Origin of the sequence: Paenibacillus sp. FSL E2-0178 (assembly GCF_038593005.1) — a bacterium.
Taxonomy (GTDB): Bacteria; Bacillota; Bacilli; order Paenibacillales; family Paenibacillaceae; genus Paenibacillus_AQ; species Paenibacillus_AQ phytohabitans.
This window is the reverse complement of sequence record NZ_CP151953.1, coordinates 859,042-873,369: the sequence shown is the minus strand read 5'-3', so window position 1 is coordinate 873,369 and position 14,328 is coordinate 859,042. Positions and strand designations below refer to the sequence as shown.

General features: G+C 52.2%; 12 protein-coding genes. All 12 read left to right on the top strand.

The features are described 5' to 3' along the window. The first annotated feature begins 3 nt into the window (after positions 1 to 3). The gene (rnc, locus tag MHI42_RS03645) at positions 4 to 708 is read left to right on the top strand and encodes a ribonuclease III (RefSeq protein WP_039307426.1); all 705 of its coding nucleotides are present in this window, start codon (positions 4 to 6) and stop codon (positions 706 to 708) included. A gap of 192 nt (positions 709 to 900) precedes the next feature. Next, the gene (smc, locus tag MHI42_RS03640; protein ID WP_171719332.1) at positions 901 to 4,470 is read left to right on the top strand and encodes a chromosome segregation protein SMC; all 3,570 of its coding nucleotides are present in this window, start codon (positions 901 to 903) and stop codon (positions 4,468 to 4,470) included. Between the two features lie 142 nt (positions 4,471 to 4,612). Beyond that, positions 4,613 to 5,611 (top strand): signal recognition particle-docking protein FtsY, encoded by a 999-nt coding sequence (gene ftsY / locus MHI42_RS03635; protein ID WP_042136924.1) that lies wholly within the window; start codon positions 4,613 to 4,615, stop codon positions 5,609 to 5,611. 761 nt (positions 5,612 to 6,372) lie between these two features. Further along, positions 6,373 to 6,693 (top strand): hypothetical protein, encoded by a 321-nt coding sequence (locus MHI42_RS03630; RefSeq protein ID WP_342422794.1) that lies wholly within the window; start codon positions 6,373 to 6,375, stop codon positions 6,691 to 6,693. A gap of 551 nt (positions 6,694 to 7,244) precedes the next feature. Further along, positions 7,245 to 8,708: a circularly permuted type 2 ATP-grasp protein gene (locus MHI42_RS03625; RefSeq protein ID WP_042136925.1), complete on the top strand. Its 1,464-nt coding sequence runs from the start codon at positions 7,245 to 7,247 to the stop codon at positions 8,706 to 8,708. Between the two features lie 58 nt (positions 8,709 to 8,766). Then, positions 8,767 to 9,720, top strand: coding sequence for an alpha-E domain-containing protein (locus tag MHI42_RS03620; protein WP_171719335.1), 954 nt, complete (start codon positions 8,767 to 8,769; stop codon positions 9,718 to 9,720). Continuing rightward, positions 9,717 to 10,583 carry a transglutaminase family protein gene (locus MHI42_RS03615; RefSeq protein WP_039307438.1) on the top strand — a complete coding sequence of 289 codons (867 nt, stop codon included), beginning with the start codon at positions 9,717 to 9,719 and terminating at the stop codon, positions 10,581 to 10,583. Before MHI42_RS03620 ends, MHI42_RS03615 begins: the two co-directional genes overlap by 4 nt. Before the next feature lie 184 nt (positions 10,584 to 10,767). Next, on the top strand, positions 10,768 to 11,577 hold the full coding sequence (locus MHI42_RS03610) for an SDR family NAD(P)-dependent oxidoreductase (RefSeq protein WP_042136926.1): 810 nt from the start codon (positions 10,768 to 10,770) through the stop codon (positions 11,575 to 11,577). 114 nt (positions 11,578 to 11,691) lie between these two features. After that, positions 11,692 to 12,267 (top strand): TetR/AcrR family transcriptional regulator, encoded by a 576-nt coding sequence (locus MHI42_RS03605; RefSeq protein ID WP_171719647.1) that lies wholly within the window; start codon positions 11,692 to 11,694, stop codon positions 12,265 to 12,267. Between the two features lie 68 nt (positions 12,268 to 12,335). Continuing rightward, positions 12,336 to 13,169 carry an oxidoreductase gene (locus MHI42_RS03600; protein ID WP_042136927.1) on the top strand — a complete coding sequence of 278 codons (834 nt, stop codon included), beginning with the start codon at positions 12,336 to 12,338 and terminating at the stop codon, positions 13,167 to 13,169. A gap of 56 nt (positions 13,170 to 13,225) precedes the next feature. Further along, positions 13,226 to 13,918: an epimerase gene (locus MHI42_RS03595; protein WP_342422793.1), complete on the top strand. Its 693-nt coding sequence runs from the start codon at positions 13,226 to 13,228 to the stop codon at positions 13,916 to 13,918. Between the two features lie 36 nt (positions 13,919 to 13,954). After that, positions 13,955 to 14,299 carry a DUF1801 domain-containing protein gene (locus MHI42_RS03590; protein WP_342422792.1) on the top strand — a complete coding sequence of 115 codons (345 nt, stop codon included), beginning with the start codon at positions 13,955 to 13,957 and terminating at the stop codon, positions 14,297 to 14,299. Positions 14,300 to 14,328: the final 29 nt, after the last annotated feature.

Sequence of the window (14,328 nt, the reverse complement as noted above, 5' to 3'; positions counted from 1 at the left end):
GCAGTGAAAGGAGACCTGAAGCAGTTACAAAGCCAACTTCAAATCCAATTTCACGATCCTGTACTTCTGAAGCAGGCTTTTACCCATGCATCTTATGTGAACGAACACCGTTTCAATCAGCATCAGGACAACGAGCGCCTGGAATTTCTGGGTGACGCTGTGCTGGAGCTTACGGTGTCCGAATACTTGTACAATCTGCTCCCGGACAGGCCTGAAGGTGAACTGACCAAGCTGCGTGCCGCTATTGTATGCGAGCCGTCGCTGGTCCGGTTTGCCGAGACGCTCGGTTTCGGACGGTTTGTGCTGCTGGGTAAAGGGGAAGAACTTACGGGCGGGCGTACCCGCCCGGCTCTGCTGGCCGATGTGTTTGAAGCCTTCGTGGGAGCGCTTTATCTCGATCAGGGACTGGAAACGGCCCGGAAGTTTCTGGATAATCACGTTTTCCCGCTGGTCGAAACCGATGGTAAGCTGCAAATGCAGATGAGCGATTTCAAAACTGAGCTTCAGGAACTGATACAGCATCATGGCATGGGTACGCTGGAATATCGGATTATTGAAGAACGCGGACCGGCGCACGAGCGTGAATTCGTATCTGAAGTGTTCATGGCCAGCCGTTCGCTGGGCAGCGGCAGCGGCCGCTCCAAGAAGGAAGCGGAACAGCAGGCAGCCGCAGCGGCGTTATTGCGTCTGAAGGAAGACGGTGCCTGAGGTAGACTTGAACAGCAAAGCTGAGCAAGCGGAGTAGAGCAGCAATGGTCTGAATGCCGGCGTTTAGGCGGAAGTCAGACTTTTGCTGCTCTTTTTCGAAATGATAGATGTAACAGGGTGCCCGGATTGGAGTTTGACGATTCTAGGCAAGGAAACGCTATGGTATAATGGGTTAGAGGTGATAGGCGAGTTATGTTTCTGAAACGGATTGAATTAGCGGGCTTCAAATCATTTGCCGACAAAACGGAAATGGAATTTGTGCGCGGAATTACGGCCGTAGTCGGCCCGAACGGAAGCGGCAAAAGTAATATTTCCGACGGCATACGCTGGGTGCTTGGCGAGCAGAGTGCCAAATCACTGCGCGGCGGTAAAATGGAGGATATTATCTTTGCCGGAAGTGATGCCCGCAAAGCGGTCAATTACGGCGAGGTCTCCCTTACGCTGGATAATGAGGATCATGTACTGCCGCTGGATTTCAGCGAGGTTACGGTTACCCGCCGTGTGCACCGCAGCGGAGAAAGTGAATATTTAATCAATAAGCAAGCCTGCCGGCTGAAGGATATCACAGAGCTGTTTATGGATACCGGGATCGGACGCGAGGCTTATTCGATTATTGGACAAGGCCGGATTGAAGAGATACTCAGTACCCGTTCTGAAGACCGGAGGGGGATTTTTGAAGAGGCTTCGGGGATTGTTAAATATAAATCACGCAAAAAAGACGCCGGACGCAAATTGGACGAGACCGAGCAGAATTTGCTGCGGATTCATGACCTGATCAGTGAGCTTGAGGATCAGGTGGGGCCGCTGAAGGATCAGTCTGAGAAGGCTATCCGTTACAAGGAACTGCGTGAGCAGCTGAAGCATCTGGAGATCTCCGTATATGTGCATCAGATTGAAGGCATACATACGGCCTGGCAGGAGGGGAATGCCCGGCTAGAGCTGCTGAAGGATGAACAGCTGGAGCTGTCAACGGTAGTCTCCGCCCATGACGCCAAGCTGGAGAGCGGCCGTGCCGAGCTGCGGAGCCTGGAGCAGGAAGTGGAGAAGCTGCAGGAGCAGCTTCTGCATTACAGTGAAGCGAATGAGAAGAGCGAAGGCTACGGAGAGCTGCTCAAGGAACGCCGCCGCAACCTGGAGAACAACCGCGAACAGCTGATGCAGACCCTGGGTTCTGTAGGGGAGCGTTCGGAGGGACGGCAGCGTGAGCTTGCCGAGCTTGAGCATAAGCTGAAGCAGTCCCGGCAGGCGCTGGAGGAACTGCGTCTGCAGCTGGCTGATGAAGAATCCCGGCTGCAGGGTGTTGCCGGGGGCATCAGCCAGAGCAAGGAAGAGAAGCTGAAGAGCGCGCTGCTCGAGCTGATGAACCTGATGGCTCAGGCGCGCAATGAAATCCGCTATGCGGATCAGCAGAAGGAGAGCCTGGAGAAGCGGATGAGCCGCAGCCAGGAAGAGAGCGGCAAATGGACAGCCCGGCTGGAGGAGCTGACCTCTGCCCAGAGCGGGCTTAAGGATAAGATTGCCGGACTCGGCAAGGAAATCGGCCTTTTGCGCGGTGCGTACATTACGGAGAGCGAGCAGACCGGTAAGCGGCAGAAGCTGCTGGAGGAAACGCAAAGCGGCCTGCGTAAATGGGAGCAGAAACGCGAAGCCCAGGTCTCCCGGCATGAGACGATGAAGGAAATGCAGGATGATTTTGACGGCTTCATGCTTGGGGTTAAGGAAGTGCTGAAAGGTGCCCGTAAAGGACAGTTAACCGGTGTACACGGCGCGGTTGCTGAACTAATCTCCGTTCCGGAGAAGCTCGAAATGGCTATTGAGACGGCCATGGGCGCTTCACTGCAGCATGTTGTTATGGAGAACGAAGCTGTGTCCCGGCAGGCGATTGCTTTCCTGAAGCAGCGCCAGCTTGGACGGGCGACCTTCCTGCCGCTGGATGTCATCCGGCCCCGGCAGATTACCGGCAGTGACCGCAGTATGGTGGAAGGTGCCGAGGGGTTTGTCGGAATCGGTTCTGAGCTGGTTGGTTTCGAGGAGAAGTATTCTAGCATTGTAGGGAGTTTACTGGGGAATGTGGTTATCGCTGAGAGCCTGGAGCAGGCGAACCGCATTGCAGCCAAATGCCAATACCGGTACAGAGTCGTAACGCTTGAAGGAGATGTTGTCAATGCCGGCGGTTCGATGACCGGGGGCAGCCAGCATAAGAAGAACAATAGTCTGCTCAGCCGCAAACGGCAGCTGGACCAATTGTTCGGCGAGATTGAAGAGAGCGAGCAGCAGATTGCCAAGCTGAAGCAGGGAATCCTCCGTCTGCGCACCGAGCAGGACAAAGCGGCTCAGAAGCTGGAAGAGCTGCGGCATGACGGTGACGAGAAACGTCTGGAAGAGCAGCGGGTATCCGGTGATCTGAAGCAGCTGGAGCAGGAGCTTCGCCACGTCAAGGAGCAGGTAGAGGGTGCGGGCGCAGAGCGCAGCGGATTCGAGAATGAGGTCCGCGGCTTCGAAGAGACCCGCAAGCAGGCGGAGGCGGAGCTTGCACGGCTGGAGAAGGAAGAGAAGGAAGCTCATGAGGCCATCCGGAACGCCGAATCCGACCGTAAGGCAAATGAAACCGCTAAGGAAGAGCTGCAGGGTAAGCTGACAGGCATGAAGGTTACGGAAGGGAAGCTGGACCAGGAGATTTTCTCCCTCGAGGAGCAGCTGCGGCGTATGCGACAGGATGCCGGCTCGCAGGAGAAAGAGCTGCGGCAGAGCCGCAGCCTGCTGATGACCATCGAGCAGGATCTGGAAGAGAATACACGCGAAGCTGTGAAGCAGAAGGAAGATGTGAACAGCTTACGGCTCAAGAAGGAAGATACCTCAGCGAAGCTCGACCTGGCCCGTGCCGACCGCACCGCGATCTCTCGCAAGCTGGAACTGGCCGAAGGAGAGACCAAAGACCAGCGGCAGGCGCTTAAAGTGGTTGAAGACAAGCTCCGTTCAACAGAGGTTGCCGTCGGGCGGCTGGATGTAGAGCTGGATAATATACTGCGCAAGCTGAGCGATGATTATGAACTAAGCTATGAGCTGGCTAAGCAGCGTTATCCGGTTCCCGAGGATGTGCCTGCAGCGCAGATGGAAGTACAGCGTCTGAAGCGCAGCATCTCCGGACTGGGTGAGGTGAATCTGGGCGCCATTGAAGAGTATCAGCGGGTGCATGAACGCTATACGTTCCTTAGCGGACAGAAAGACGATCTGGTCGAAGCCAAAACTACACTGTATCATGTCATTCATGAGATGGAAGAGGAAATGTCCAAACGCTTCAAGCAGACCTTTGATGCTATCCGCCGTGAATTCGGCACGGTATTCTCAAAGCTGTTCGGTGGTGGACGGGCAGACCTGATGCTGCTTGATCCGGAGCATATGCTGGATACGGGGATTGATATTGTTGCTCAGCCTCCGGGCAAAAAACTGCAGAACCTGCAGCTTCTGTCCGGCGGGGAACGCGCATTGACCGCTATGGCGCTGCTGTTCGCGATCCTTCAGGTTAAGCCGGTACCGTTCTGCGTACTGGATGAAGTGGAAGCGGCGCTGGATGAAGCCAATGTCGTGCGCTTCGCCCAATATCTGCGCGAGTTCTCGGAGCAGACGCAGTTTATCGTAGTCACCCACCGCAAAGGAACGATGGAGGAAGCCGATGTTCTCTATGGCGTGACAATGGAAGAAGGCGGCGTATCCAAGCTCGTATCGGTGCGGCTGGAGGATGAAGAGGCGGAAATCGCCTGATAGGCAGATGCTTGCGAAGCGAGTTTGCTCGAAGCAAAATCAATGAAGGTAATGCTCACAAACTTAGGCAGATGCTTACGAAGCGGGTTTGTTCGAAGCCAATCAATGAAGTTAATGCTCACAAACTTTTAGGAGGAACAATATGAGCTTTTTTAAGAAACTGAAAGAAAGCATCTCCGGCAAAACGGAAAGCGTAACGAAACAATTCCGCGACGGCCTGGAGAAGACCCGCAAGGGCTTCGTTGAGAAGGTCTCTGATCTGATCATCCGCCGCAAAAAGATAGATGAAGAATTCTATGAAGAGCTGGAGGAGATTCTGATCGGTGCCGATGTTGGCGTCAATACAGTAATGAATCTGGTAGAAGAGCTTCGCATCGAAGTGAAGCAGAAGCGGATCGAGGATGCTGCAGAGCTGCAGCCGATTCTATCCCGCAAGCTGATGGAGCTGCTGCGAGGCGATGACGATAACAGTCTGAACGAGAATCCGGACGGCATTACAGTCATTCTGTTCGTCGGCGTGAACGGGGTCGGTAAGACTACAACGATCGGCAAGCTGGCGCACCGTTATAAGCAGGAAGGCAAGAAAGTACTGCTGGCGGCAGGCGATACTTTCCGTGCGGGTGCAATTGAACAGCTCGAGGTCTGGGGCCAGCGCGCTGGCGTGGATGTGATCAAGCAGCAGGCAGGTTCTGACCCGGCAGCTGTTATGTTCGATGCGGTACAGGCTGCCAAGCAGCGTAACGTAGACGTACTGATCTGCGATACCGCCGGCAGACTGCAGAACAAGAGCAATCTGATGGAAGAGCTGAACAAAATCTTCCGGGTCATTCAGCGCGAAATACCGAGTGCCCCGCATGAGGTACTGATGGTGCTGGATGCAACGACCGGCCAGAATGCACTGAGCCAGGCCAAGCTGTTTGGAGAGAAGAGCGGCGTGACCGGGCTGGTGCTGACCAAGCTGGACGGCACCGCGAAGGGCGGAATTGTAGTAGCCATCCGCCAGGAGATGAATCTCCCGGTGAAGCTGGTGGGTCTGGGCGAGAAGATGGAAGACCTCCAGCCGTTTGATTCCGACCAGTTCGTGCATGCCCTGTTCGCAGGCATGATCTCCGAAGAGGAAGAGACCGAAGGACAAGCGTAATATCCGGGTCTCAACTCCTGCTGCACCAGTATGAACGTAATCTATAAGGCCTCCAGGGAGCGAAAATGCCCTGGGGGCTTTTTTGTTGTATAGGAAATTACGATATTCGTCAGTTGTGGATAAGCTTTTCTGGAAATTGGAGCAGGTCCGTCTGAAGGACGAATGTGTTCTTGTATCCGGAATTCCACAGAATCCCCGGAAGTTGGAGGCTTGGAAAATCAAAGGGATAAATCCCTCTGATTCCGCTGAAAGTGGGAGGCAGGAGGAAATCAAAGGGATAAATCCCTCTGATTCCGGCGAAAGTGGGCGGTAGGAGGAAATTAAAGGGATAAATCCCTCTGATTCAGCTGAAAGTGAGCGGAGGCGGGAATGAGGGGCAAAGGTGCCCCTGAATCCGCCAAAAGTGGGCGGCAGGTAGGAATGAGGGGCAAAAGTGCCCCTGAATCCGCCAAAAGTGGGCGGCAGGCAGGAATGAGGGGCAAAAGTGCCCCTGAATCCGCCAAAAGTGGGCGGCAGGCAGGAATGAGGGGCAAAAGTGCCCCTGAATCCGCCAAAAGTAGGCGGCAGGCAGGAATGAGGGGCAAAAGTGCCCCTGAATCCGCCAAAAGTGGGCGGCAGGCAAAAATGAAGAGCATAAGTGCACTCGATTTCACCAGGTTCTGCCCCGGAAGCAATCAGAATAGAGCAATGTGAGATGGCTTAAAATCTACATCAGCTGTACAGGCTGCATAGCTCAGGCTGATTCACCCGTTAGGGTGATTTTGTTCGTATGGGAAACTATAGACTGCATGAATTGTGAAAAAGGTATAGTTGAATCTGGAAATCTGGAAATCTGGAAATCTGAAAATCCGGAAATAAGGAAGTTTAGCATTCGAAGAACCAGTTTCATGGGGGAAGTGGAAGTGGAAGTGGAAGTGGAAGTGGAAGTGGAAGGCAAAGGTAAAGGTAAAGGTAAAGGTGAGAGTGAAAGTGTAGATGTCAGTGTAAGGTTAGAAGAAGCTGCAGCTGCAGCCAGTATGGGGAGCGGACTGAGAGGAGCTTATTTCCTGAAAAAACCGCTTAATGATAGTGAAGCGGACTGAGATTCCGTTATCCTGTTCATTTGAGCTGAAAATGAGGCGTCAGAAGTCATATAAGGGATTCTCAGTCCGAATGCTCCGCAAATCACCGGAATTTGCAAGAATAGCTGAATTTCAGTCCGCATCATAGGTGATGAGCATGAAGAAGCCCCACTCACTTCTTTGAGGCATGAAGCGATCGAACCCACTTTTTTAAGGCATGAAGCAGCCCGCCCACATTTAAATAGAAGGAACGGCCGTTGTTTTACCAAGAACACTATAAAATAACAGCATATGAAAAATTCATAATAGTACTGCTTGTCAACGCTCCTGCATACAATTTGATGTATGATTCCCATTAGCACGCCTCCAAGGCACCTTTAAGAGAAAGGAAGCGATTCCAATCATGCGGGATGGTTCATAAACTCCATTTTGCTGTTATATATATTGACATGAACATTATCATTTACGTATTATGAAGTTAGTATTTAATATTTTCATGATAAATTCCTAAAAATTAAGCTAATTTGTCAACAAACTTTACACACCACACTGATCCGAGAGGAGTCGGGCTCATGTCCAAACTAGATCCTTTGCCCGGTGTAGCTCCGTATCCATTGCAGCATTTTTACGACGAAATGTATGCCGATGAACGGAGTATCCGGCCTCATTACAAGCATGTGAACCGCATGTTTTCCGGGATGAGCCCCGAAGAGCTGCAAGGCAAGCAGAAGCTGATGCAGCGTCGGATGATGGAAGAAGGCATTACTTTTACACTCTACAACCCGGCACAGGATCAACCGATGGAGCGGACAATTCCCTTCGACATGATTCCACGGATCATTCCAAAGGCAGAATGGGAGCGGCTAGAAGCCGGCATTGTGCAGCGGATTACAGCACTTAACCTGTTCATTCATGATATTTACCATGAGCAATATATCGTGAAGGACGGGATTGTACCCCGGCGGATGATTATATCCAACTGCTATTTCCGGCCGGAAATGACTGGACTTCGGGTCCCTGGCGGTGCGTACGTTACTACCTCGGGGATCGACCTGATCCGCCATCATGACGGTGAGTATTATGTGCTTGAAGATAACTTGCGTACGCCTTCCGGATTCTCCTATTTATTCAAAGGCAGATCCCTTATGAACCAGCTCTTTCCCGAATTATCGTTCGCCAGCTCGATCCGCGATGTGGATCACAGCCTGAACCGGTTCCTGTCGGTACTGCGCAGCCTTTCCCCTTCGCGCACCAAAGATCCGGTGATCGCTCTGCTGACCCCTGGTGAATATAACTCTGCGTATTACGAGCATGCTTTTCTTGCCCAGCAAATGGGGATCCACCTGGTAGAAGGACGGGATCTGGTAGCCCAGGACCATAAGATCTACCTGAAGGAAATGAATGGCCTGCGCCGCGTGGATGTACTATACCGCCGTCTGGATGATGATTTCATCGATCCTTTGGCTTTTCAGCCCAGCTCACTGCTTGGGGTTGCCGGCTTAATGAATGCCTACCGTGCCGGGAATATCGCAATTGCCAATGCACCAGGAACCGGCGTCGCAGATGACAAGGCCATGTATGTGTATGTGCCGGATATGATCCGTTATTATCTCAATGAAGAACCGATTCTGGGCAATGTTCCGACATACCTGTTATCCCGGCCGCAGGAGCGGCAGTACGTGCTGGATAATCTGTCCGAAATGGTAGTGAAGGAGACCTCACTCTCCGGCGGATACGGCATGCTGATCGGAAGCGAGGCGACCAAGCAGGATCTGGTGGATTTCCGGCTCAAAATTCTGGCGGAACCGGAGCGGTATATCGCCCAGCCCATAATGTCGCTCTCCCGTGCACCGGTATTGTCGGGGGCGTCCATGGCGCCGCGCCATATTGATCTTAGAGCATTCGTGCTAATGGGGGCTGACCGCAAGCCCCATGTGATTCCCGGCGGTCTTACCCGGGTGGCGATGCGCGAAGGCTCGCTGGTCGTGAACTCATCACAAGGCGGCGGAGTGAAGGACACTTGGGTAATGGCCTAGCGTAATATGGATTCACCAATAATGCAGCATCAATATGTAAGGTGAAGGGGTGGCTACGATGCTGAATCGCAATGCGGAGGCTTTATTCTGGATTGGCCGGTATATAGAACGGGCCGAGAATCATGCAAGGCTGATCGATGTGCATTATCATATTCAACAGGAAGAGGATTTCCAGGCGGAGGGCCATAAGTGGTCGAGGCTGATTGATGCGCTTGGTGTCCGGAATGAATATCTGCAGCAGTTCGAGAGCTTCGGCGAGCAGGATGTGCTGTCCTTCATTACACTGGATCTCGGTAATACGAATTCATTATTCTCCTGCGTGCATCAGGCCAGGAACAATCTGCGCACCCTGCGCCAGCATTTGCCCAGTGAGCTGTGGGATATAGCCAACAGCTTCAATCTGTGGCTTGGCGAGCAGTCAGTAGCAGATATTATGAACAGCCCCCACCAGTTCTATCAGCAGATCAAAGAACGCGCCGCCATGTTCCTCGGAGCAGAACAGTCGGTGATGCTTCGCGGCAACGAATGGCATTTCATTGAAAGCGGCCGGTTCCTGGAACGGGCCGAGAATACAACGCGTATTCTTCAGGCAGTAACGGTATCCTGCAAATCGAAGGACATCAATTCGATCTATACGCAGTTGCAAGCGGTGCTGAAATCGGTGAGCGGGTATCAGGCATTCCGCCGGTATTACGCGGATGATATGTCACCGGAGTGCATTTTGGAATTCCTGATTGTAAATCCGCATTTCCCGCGTTCCATAAGATTCTCCTTCCATAAGCTGGAGGAGCATCTGGCTAAGCTGGAGCTGGATAGCTCCGAGAAGGGCTCGGGACATGAGAAGGTCATCCGTCAGGCGGGGAAGATCAAAGCCGAGCTGGACTATATGGAGAAGGAAGAAATGTCTGGCGACTTGGTCGAGGATGTTCTGCAGGCTCTGATGTTATCCTGCCAGAAGCTCGGCAAAACGATGGAGGGTGCATTTTTTCGCCGTGAAGGAGTCTCGGTATGAAGATCCAAATCAATCACACGACAACTTACACTTATTCGGAGCCGGTGACGGACAGTGTCAATGAGGTCAGACTGACGCCGCGCACCAATTACCGCCAATCCTGTTACCATCATGAGGTGGAGGTGCATCCGCCGGCCAATCTGTTGACCTATGAAGATTTCTTCGGCAACCGCGTCCATGCCTATTCAGTGAACAAGCCGCATACCGAGATGGTGATTCATACCAAAGCGACGGTGGTGACGCTTGACAAGGCCCAGGGTGCGGACCTGCCGCATATCCCGCTGGAGGAGCAGGTAAAGCTGCTTAATGACGAGAAGTTCCAGAACCGTTATGTGGAGTTTATTCTGCCGACAAGGTATACCGAGGTGACGCCTGAGCTGGTGGAGTTTGCTTCACAGCATCCTTTTGAGGAAGCCGAGGATATGTATGAGTGGACCAAGAAGCTCTCCTCAACGATCTATGAACAGTTCACGTATGACCCTGAAGCGACCAGTGTAAACACAACGGTCAAAAAAGCGCTGAAGCTCAAACGCGGGGTCTGTCAGGATTATGCGCATCTGATGATTGCCGTCTGCCGCAGTGTAGGGCTGCCGTCGCGTTATGTGAGCGGGTATCATTTTGTCGGTGATCTGCAGGGAGGCAATGCCAATTTCGAGCAGGCCTCGCATGCTTGGGTAGAGACCCATATTCCGGGAACGGGCTGGCTGGGCTTCGATCCGACTAATAATGTTGAAGTCAGCTGGCGGTATATCAAGCTTGGGCATGGACGGGATTACAAGGATATTGTTCCGGTCAAAGGCGTCTACCGCGGGGTAGCGGGCACCCTTACTGTTAAAGTGGATGTCCGGCGGCTGGATAATTAAAGACAACAGGCGGGGCCTCACAATGGTGGGGTCCTTTCTTAATGTAATGGTGTGATTAACCTGTGCAAGTTGCACAAGTTTTGTGCAATTTTTGCATAAAATGATTATAATCCAGGCTCAAATGGGTAATCTTGAAACAGAGCCATTCACATGAAGATGGACGATACGGAAGGAGAGTGTACATATGAGCCCAAATATAGCTAAAAAACAGCGTTTTCTCGGGAAAACAGCCATAATTACAGGTGCGGGCTCGGGGATCGGCAGAGCGGCTGCGATTCAGATGGCACGCGAAGGTGCGAATGTGGCCTTATTCGATCTGGTGAATGAACGTACCTCGATCCTAGAGCAGAAGCTGAACAAGCTGCGCAAAGACTGCGCATTAGCCATTGATGTGGATACTTCGGATGCCGTCCGGATGGAAGAAGCGGTGCGCAGGACCGTGGAGCATTTCGGGGGGCTGGATATTGTCTTCGCGAATGCCGGCATTAACGGAGCGGTCGGTCCGATTGAGGAGCTGAGCCTGAGTGATTGGGAGAAAACCATTTCAGTTAATCTGACGGGTACCTTCCTGACGCTGAAATACAGTATTCCCCACCTGAAGGAGAAAGGCAAAGGCAGCATCATTATCACCAGCTCGATTAACGGCAACAGCAGATTCGCCAGCTTCGGCTGGTCACCATACAGCACAACGAAGGCAGGCCAAGTGGCGTTTGCGAAGATGGCCGCACTGGAGCTGGCCAAGTTCAAAATCCGCGTGAATGTCATTTGCCCGGGAGCAATATCCACGAATATCGATGAAAGCACAGAGTTCAATGAGGATGTGGAATCGATTGTGATTCCGATTGAATTCCCCGAAGGTGCACAGCCGCTCGCAGACGGTCCGGGTAAACCTGAGAATGTGGCTGATCTGGTGGCGTTCCTGGCCTCGGATGAGTCGATCCATATTACCGGTGCACAGATTGTTATTGATGGAGCGGAGTCATTATTATCTTGAGTAGCTTGTATAAATAGATTGTAGAAAATAACCTTGTCCCAAGATCCGCATGATCTGGACAGGGTTATTTTATGCCGGCTTGACGATAATCGAATGATCGTTTATTATAGCCTCATGAGACATAAAGATGAGAATAAAAGTGAAGCTATTTTTCAGGCAACCCTGGAGCTGTTGAATGAGATCGGATTCTCCGACACTTCAATGTCCAAGATTGCGAAGCGTGCCCAGGTGTCACCATCAACAATTTACGTTTATTTTGCGAATAAGGAGGACATGCTCGGCAAGCTGTATACCCGTGTGAAAGAGAAGATGAGCCTGAATATGGTACACGGACTTGAGGCCGATCAGCCGGTGCAGCAGGGAATGGCGGTTATGATGAGGAATCTGCGTGATTTCTTACTGGAGAACCGGGATTATTTCCTGTTCCTGGAGCAGTTCAGCAATTCTCCGCTGCTTGCGAAATTATGCCTTGATGAGAGTATGGCGCTGATGTTCAAGCCCCTGCATGATTATATCGGGCGCGGGAAGCAGCAGGGCGTGCTGAAGCAGCTTGACGCCAGTCTGCTGTTGACCTATTGTTATTTCCCTGTCACCGCCCTGGCCAAGGAGCATTTCAAAGGAAACGGCGAATTTAACGAGGACAGGCTTTCGGAGATTATCAAGCTTAGCTGGGATGCGATTAAGGCTTGATAATTTCTTTTTTTGATTATAAAAGAACGAACGATCGTTTAATAAATAAGAGAAAGAGGTTAAAGGATATGTCAAAAGTATGGTTCATTACCGGAAGCTCGCGCGGATTAGGCCGTGCCCTTGCTGAGGCTGTATTGGCTAATGGGGATAAACTTGTGGCCACGGCCCGCAATCCGCAGCAGCTTGCGGATCTGGAAGAACGTTACGGCGGGCAAATATTCGCGGTTACACTGGATGTGACTGATCCGGGGGAGACAGAGGCGGCTATCGCAGCTGCAGTTGAACGGTTCGGGCGTCTGGACGTTGTTGTAAATAATGCGGGTTATGGTAATATCTCTGCAATCGAAGAGACTTCTCTGGATGATTTCCGGGCACAGATGGAGACAAATCTATGGGGGGTCATCCATGTCACCAAGGCAGCGCTGCCTGTTCTGCGTGAGCAGGGAAGCGGGCATTTCCTGCAGATATCCTCTATCGGCGGACGTGCAGGGGCTCCGGGACTCGCGGCGTATCAATCGGCAAAATGGGGGGTGGAGGGCTTCTCGGAAGTACTCGCCAAAGAGGCTGCCCCGCTGGGAATCAAGGTAACTATTGTTGAACCGGGGGGATTCCGTACAGATTGGGCGGGGCCTTCCATGAGTCATGTAGAACCCGGAGAACCGTATAAGGACACAGTAGGTCAACTGCTGAAGCATGTACGGAGCCGCACAGGACAAGAACCCGGAGATCCGGCCAGAGCGGCGCAGGCAATGCTGGCGATTGTGGAAGAGGCCCATCCGCCGCTCCGTCTGCTGCTGGGCAGTGATGCTGTAGGGATGGCCAAGGAGATCGATCAGGCCAAGCTGGCCGAAACCTTACGCTGGGAGGCGCTTAGCACTTCTGCAGATTTTGCCGCGGATTGATAGGATAAGACGCAGAGCGGTTAGAGCTAATAGTTACAAAGAAAGCAGGCGAATATATGAAATCATCCCAACCGGCAGCAGCCGGAGGCAAAATCCGTACAATCATTACCGGCTCTACCGGCATGGTGGGTGAGGGTGTACTGCATGAATGCCTGAAGCATCCGGATGTAGAACAGATTCTGCAGATCAACCGCCGCCCCTGCGGCATTTCCCATCCCAAGGTAACCGAAATCATTCATGAGAATTTCTATGATCTCAGCAGCATTAGCGGACAGCTTGCGGGCTATAATGCCTGTTACTTTTGCCTCGGGGTATCTTCGGTCGGGTTGAAGGAAGAGGAATACCGCAGGCTGACCTATGATCTTACGATGCATGTGGCCCGGCAGCTGTCTGCCGTGAATCCGGACATGGTCTTCTGCTATGTGACCGGATCGAGAACGGATAGTACAGAACAAGGGCGCAGTATGTGGGCAAGAGTGAAGGGCAAGACGGAGAATGATCTGCGCAAGCTGCCGTTCCGGGGAGCCTACTTCTTTCGTCCGGGGTTTATCCGGCCTACTCCGGGCTTGACCCGCACACATAAATATTATTATGCTATTGGATGGATGTACCCCGTGCTTCGCGCCTTATTTCCGGGGTATGCTGTAACTCTGCAGGAAATGGGACTGGCAATGATTCATATTGTGAGCCGGGGCCATGACCGTGATATTGTGGAGAACCGGGATATTGCTGCTATAGCCAAACCGTAAGAGCCTGCATCACATCCTCCAGAAAAAGGTGATTCCATGAACGAAGAGGTTACAAATTTCATTGCTCAAATCAAAGTATCCTGGCAAGCGGAGATATGCTCTAAGTTGCGTCAAGTGATTCACGAAACGGTCCCTGACGTGACGGAACGGATTCAGTATGGCAAACCGCATTTTCTCAAAAACGGGAAATATGCAGCTGTAATCTCCACCGCCAAAGGCTGGGTAAGCTTCTCTATATTCAATGCAGCAGCGCTGGAGGTACCTGAAGGGCAATTCGAAGCGGGAAGCGGAGACCGCCTGACAACCAAGCTAACGGAGGGCAAGACTGTCGATTATGAACTGCTGTCCTCCTTGCTGAAGCAAGCCTCGGATTCACTATAGAACGGTTAATCAAATAACCACCTCCTGTT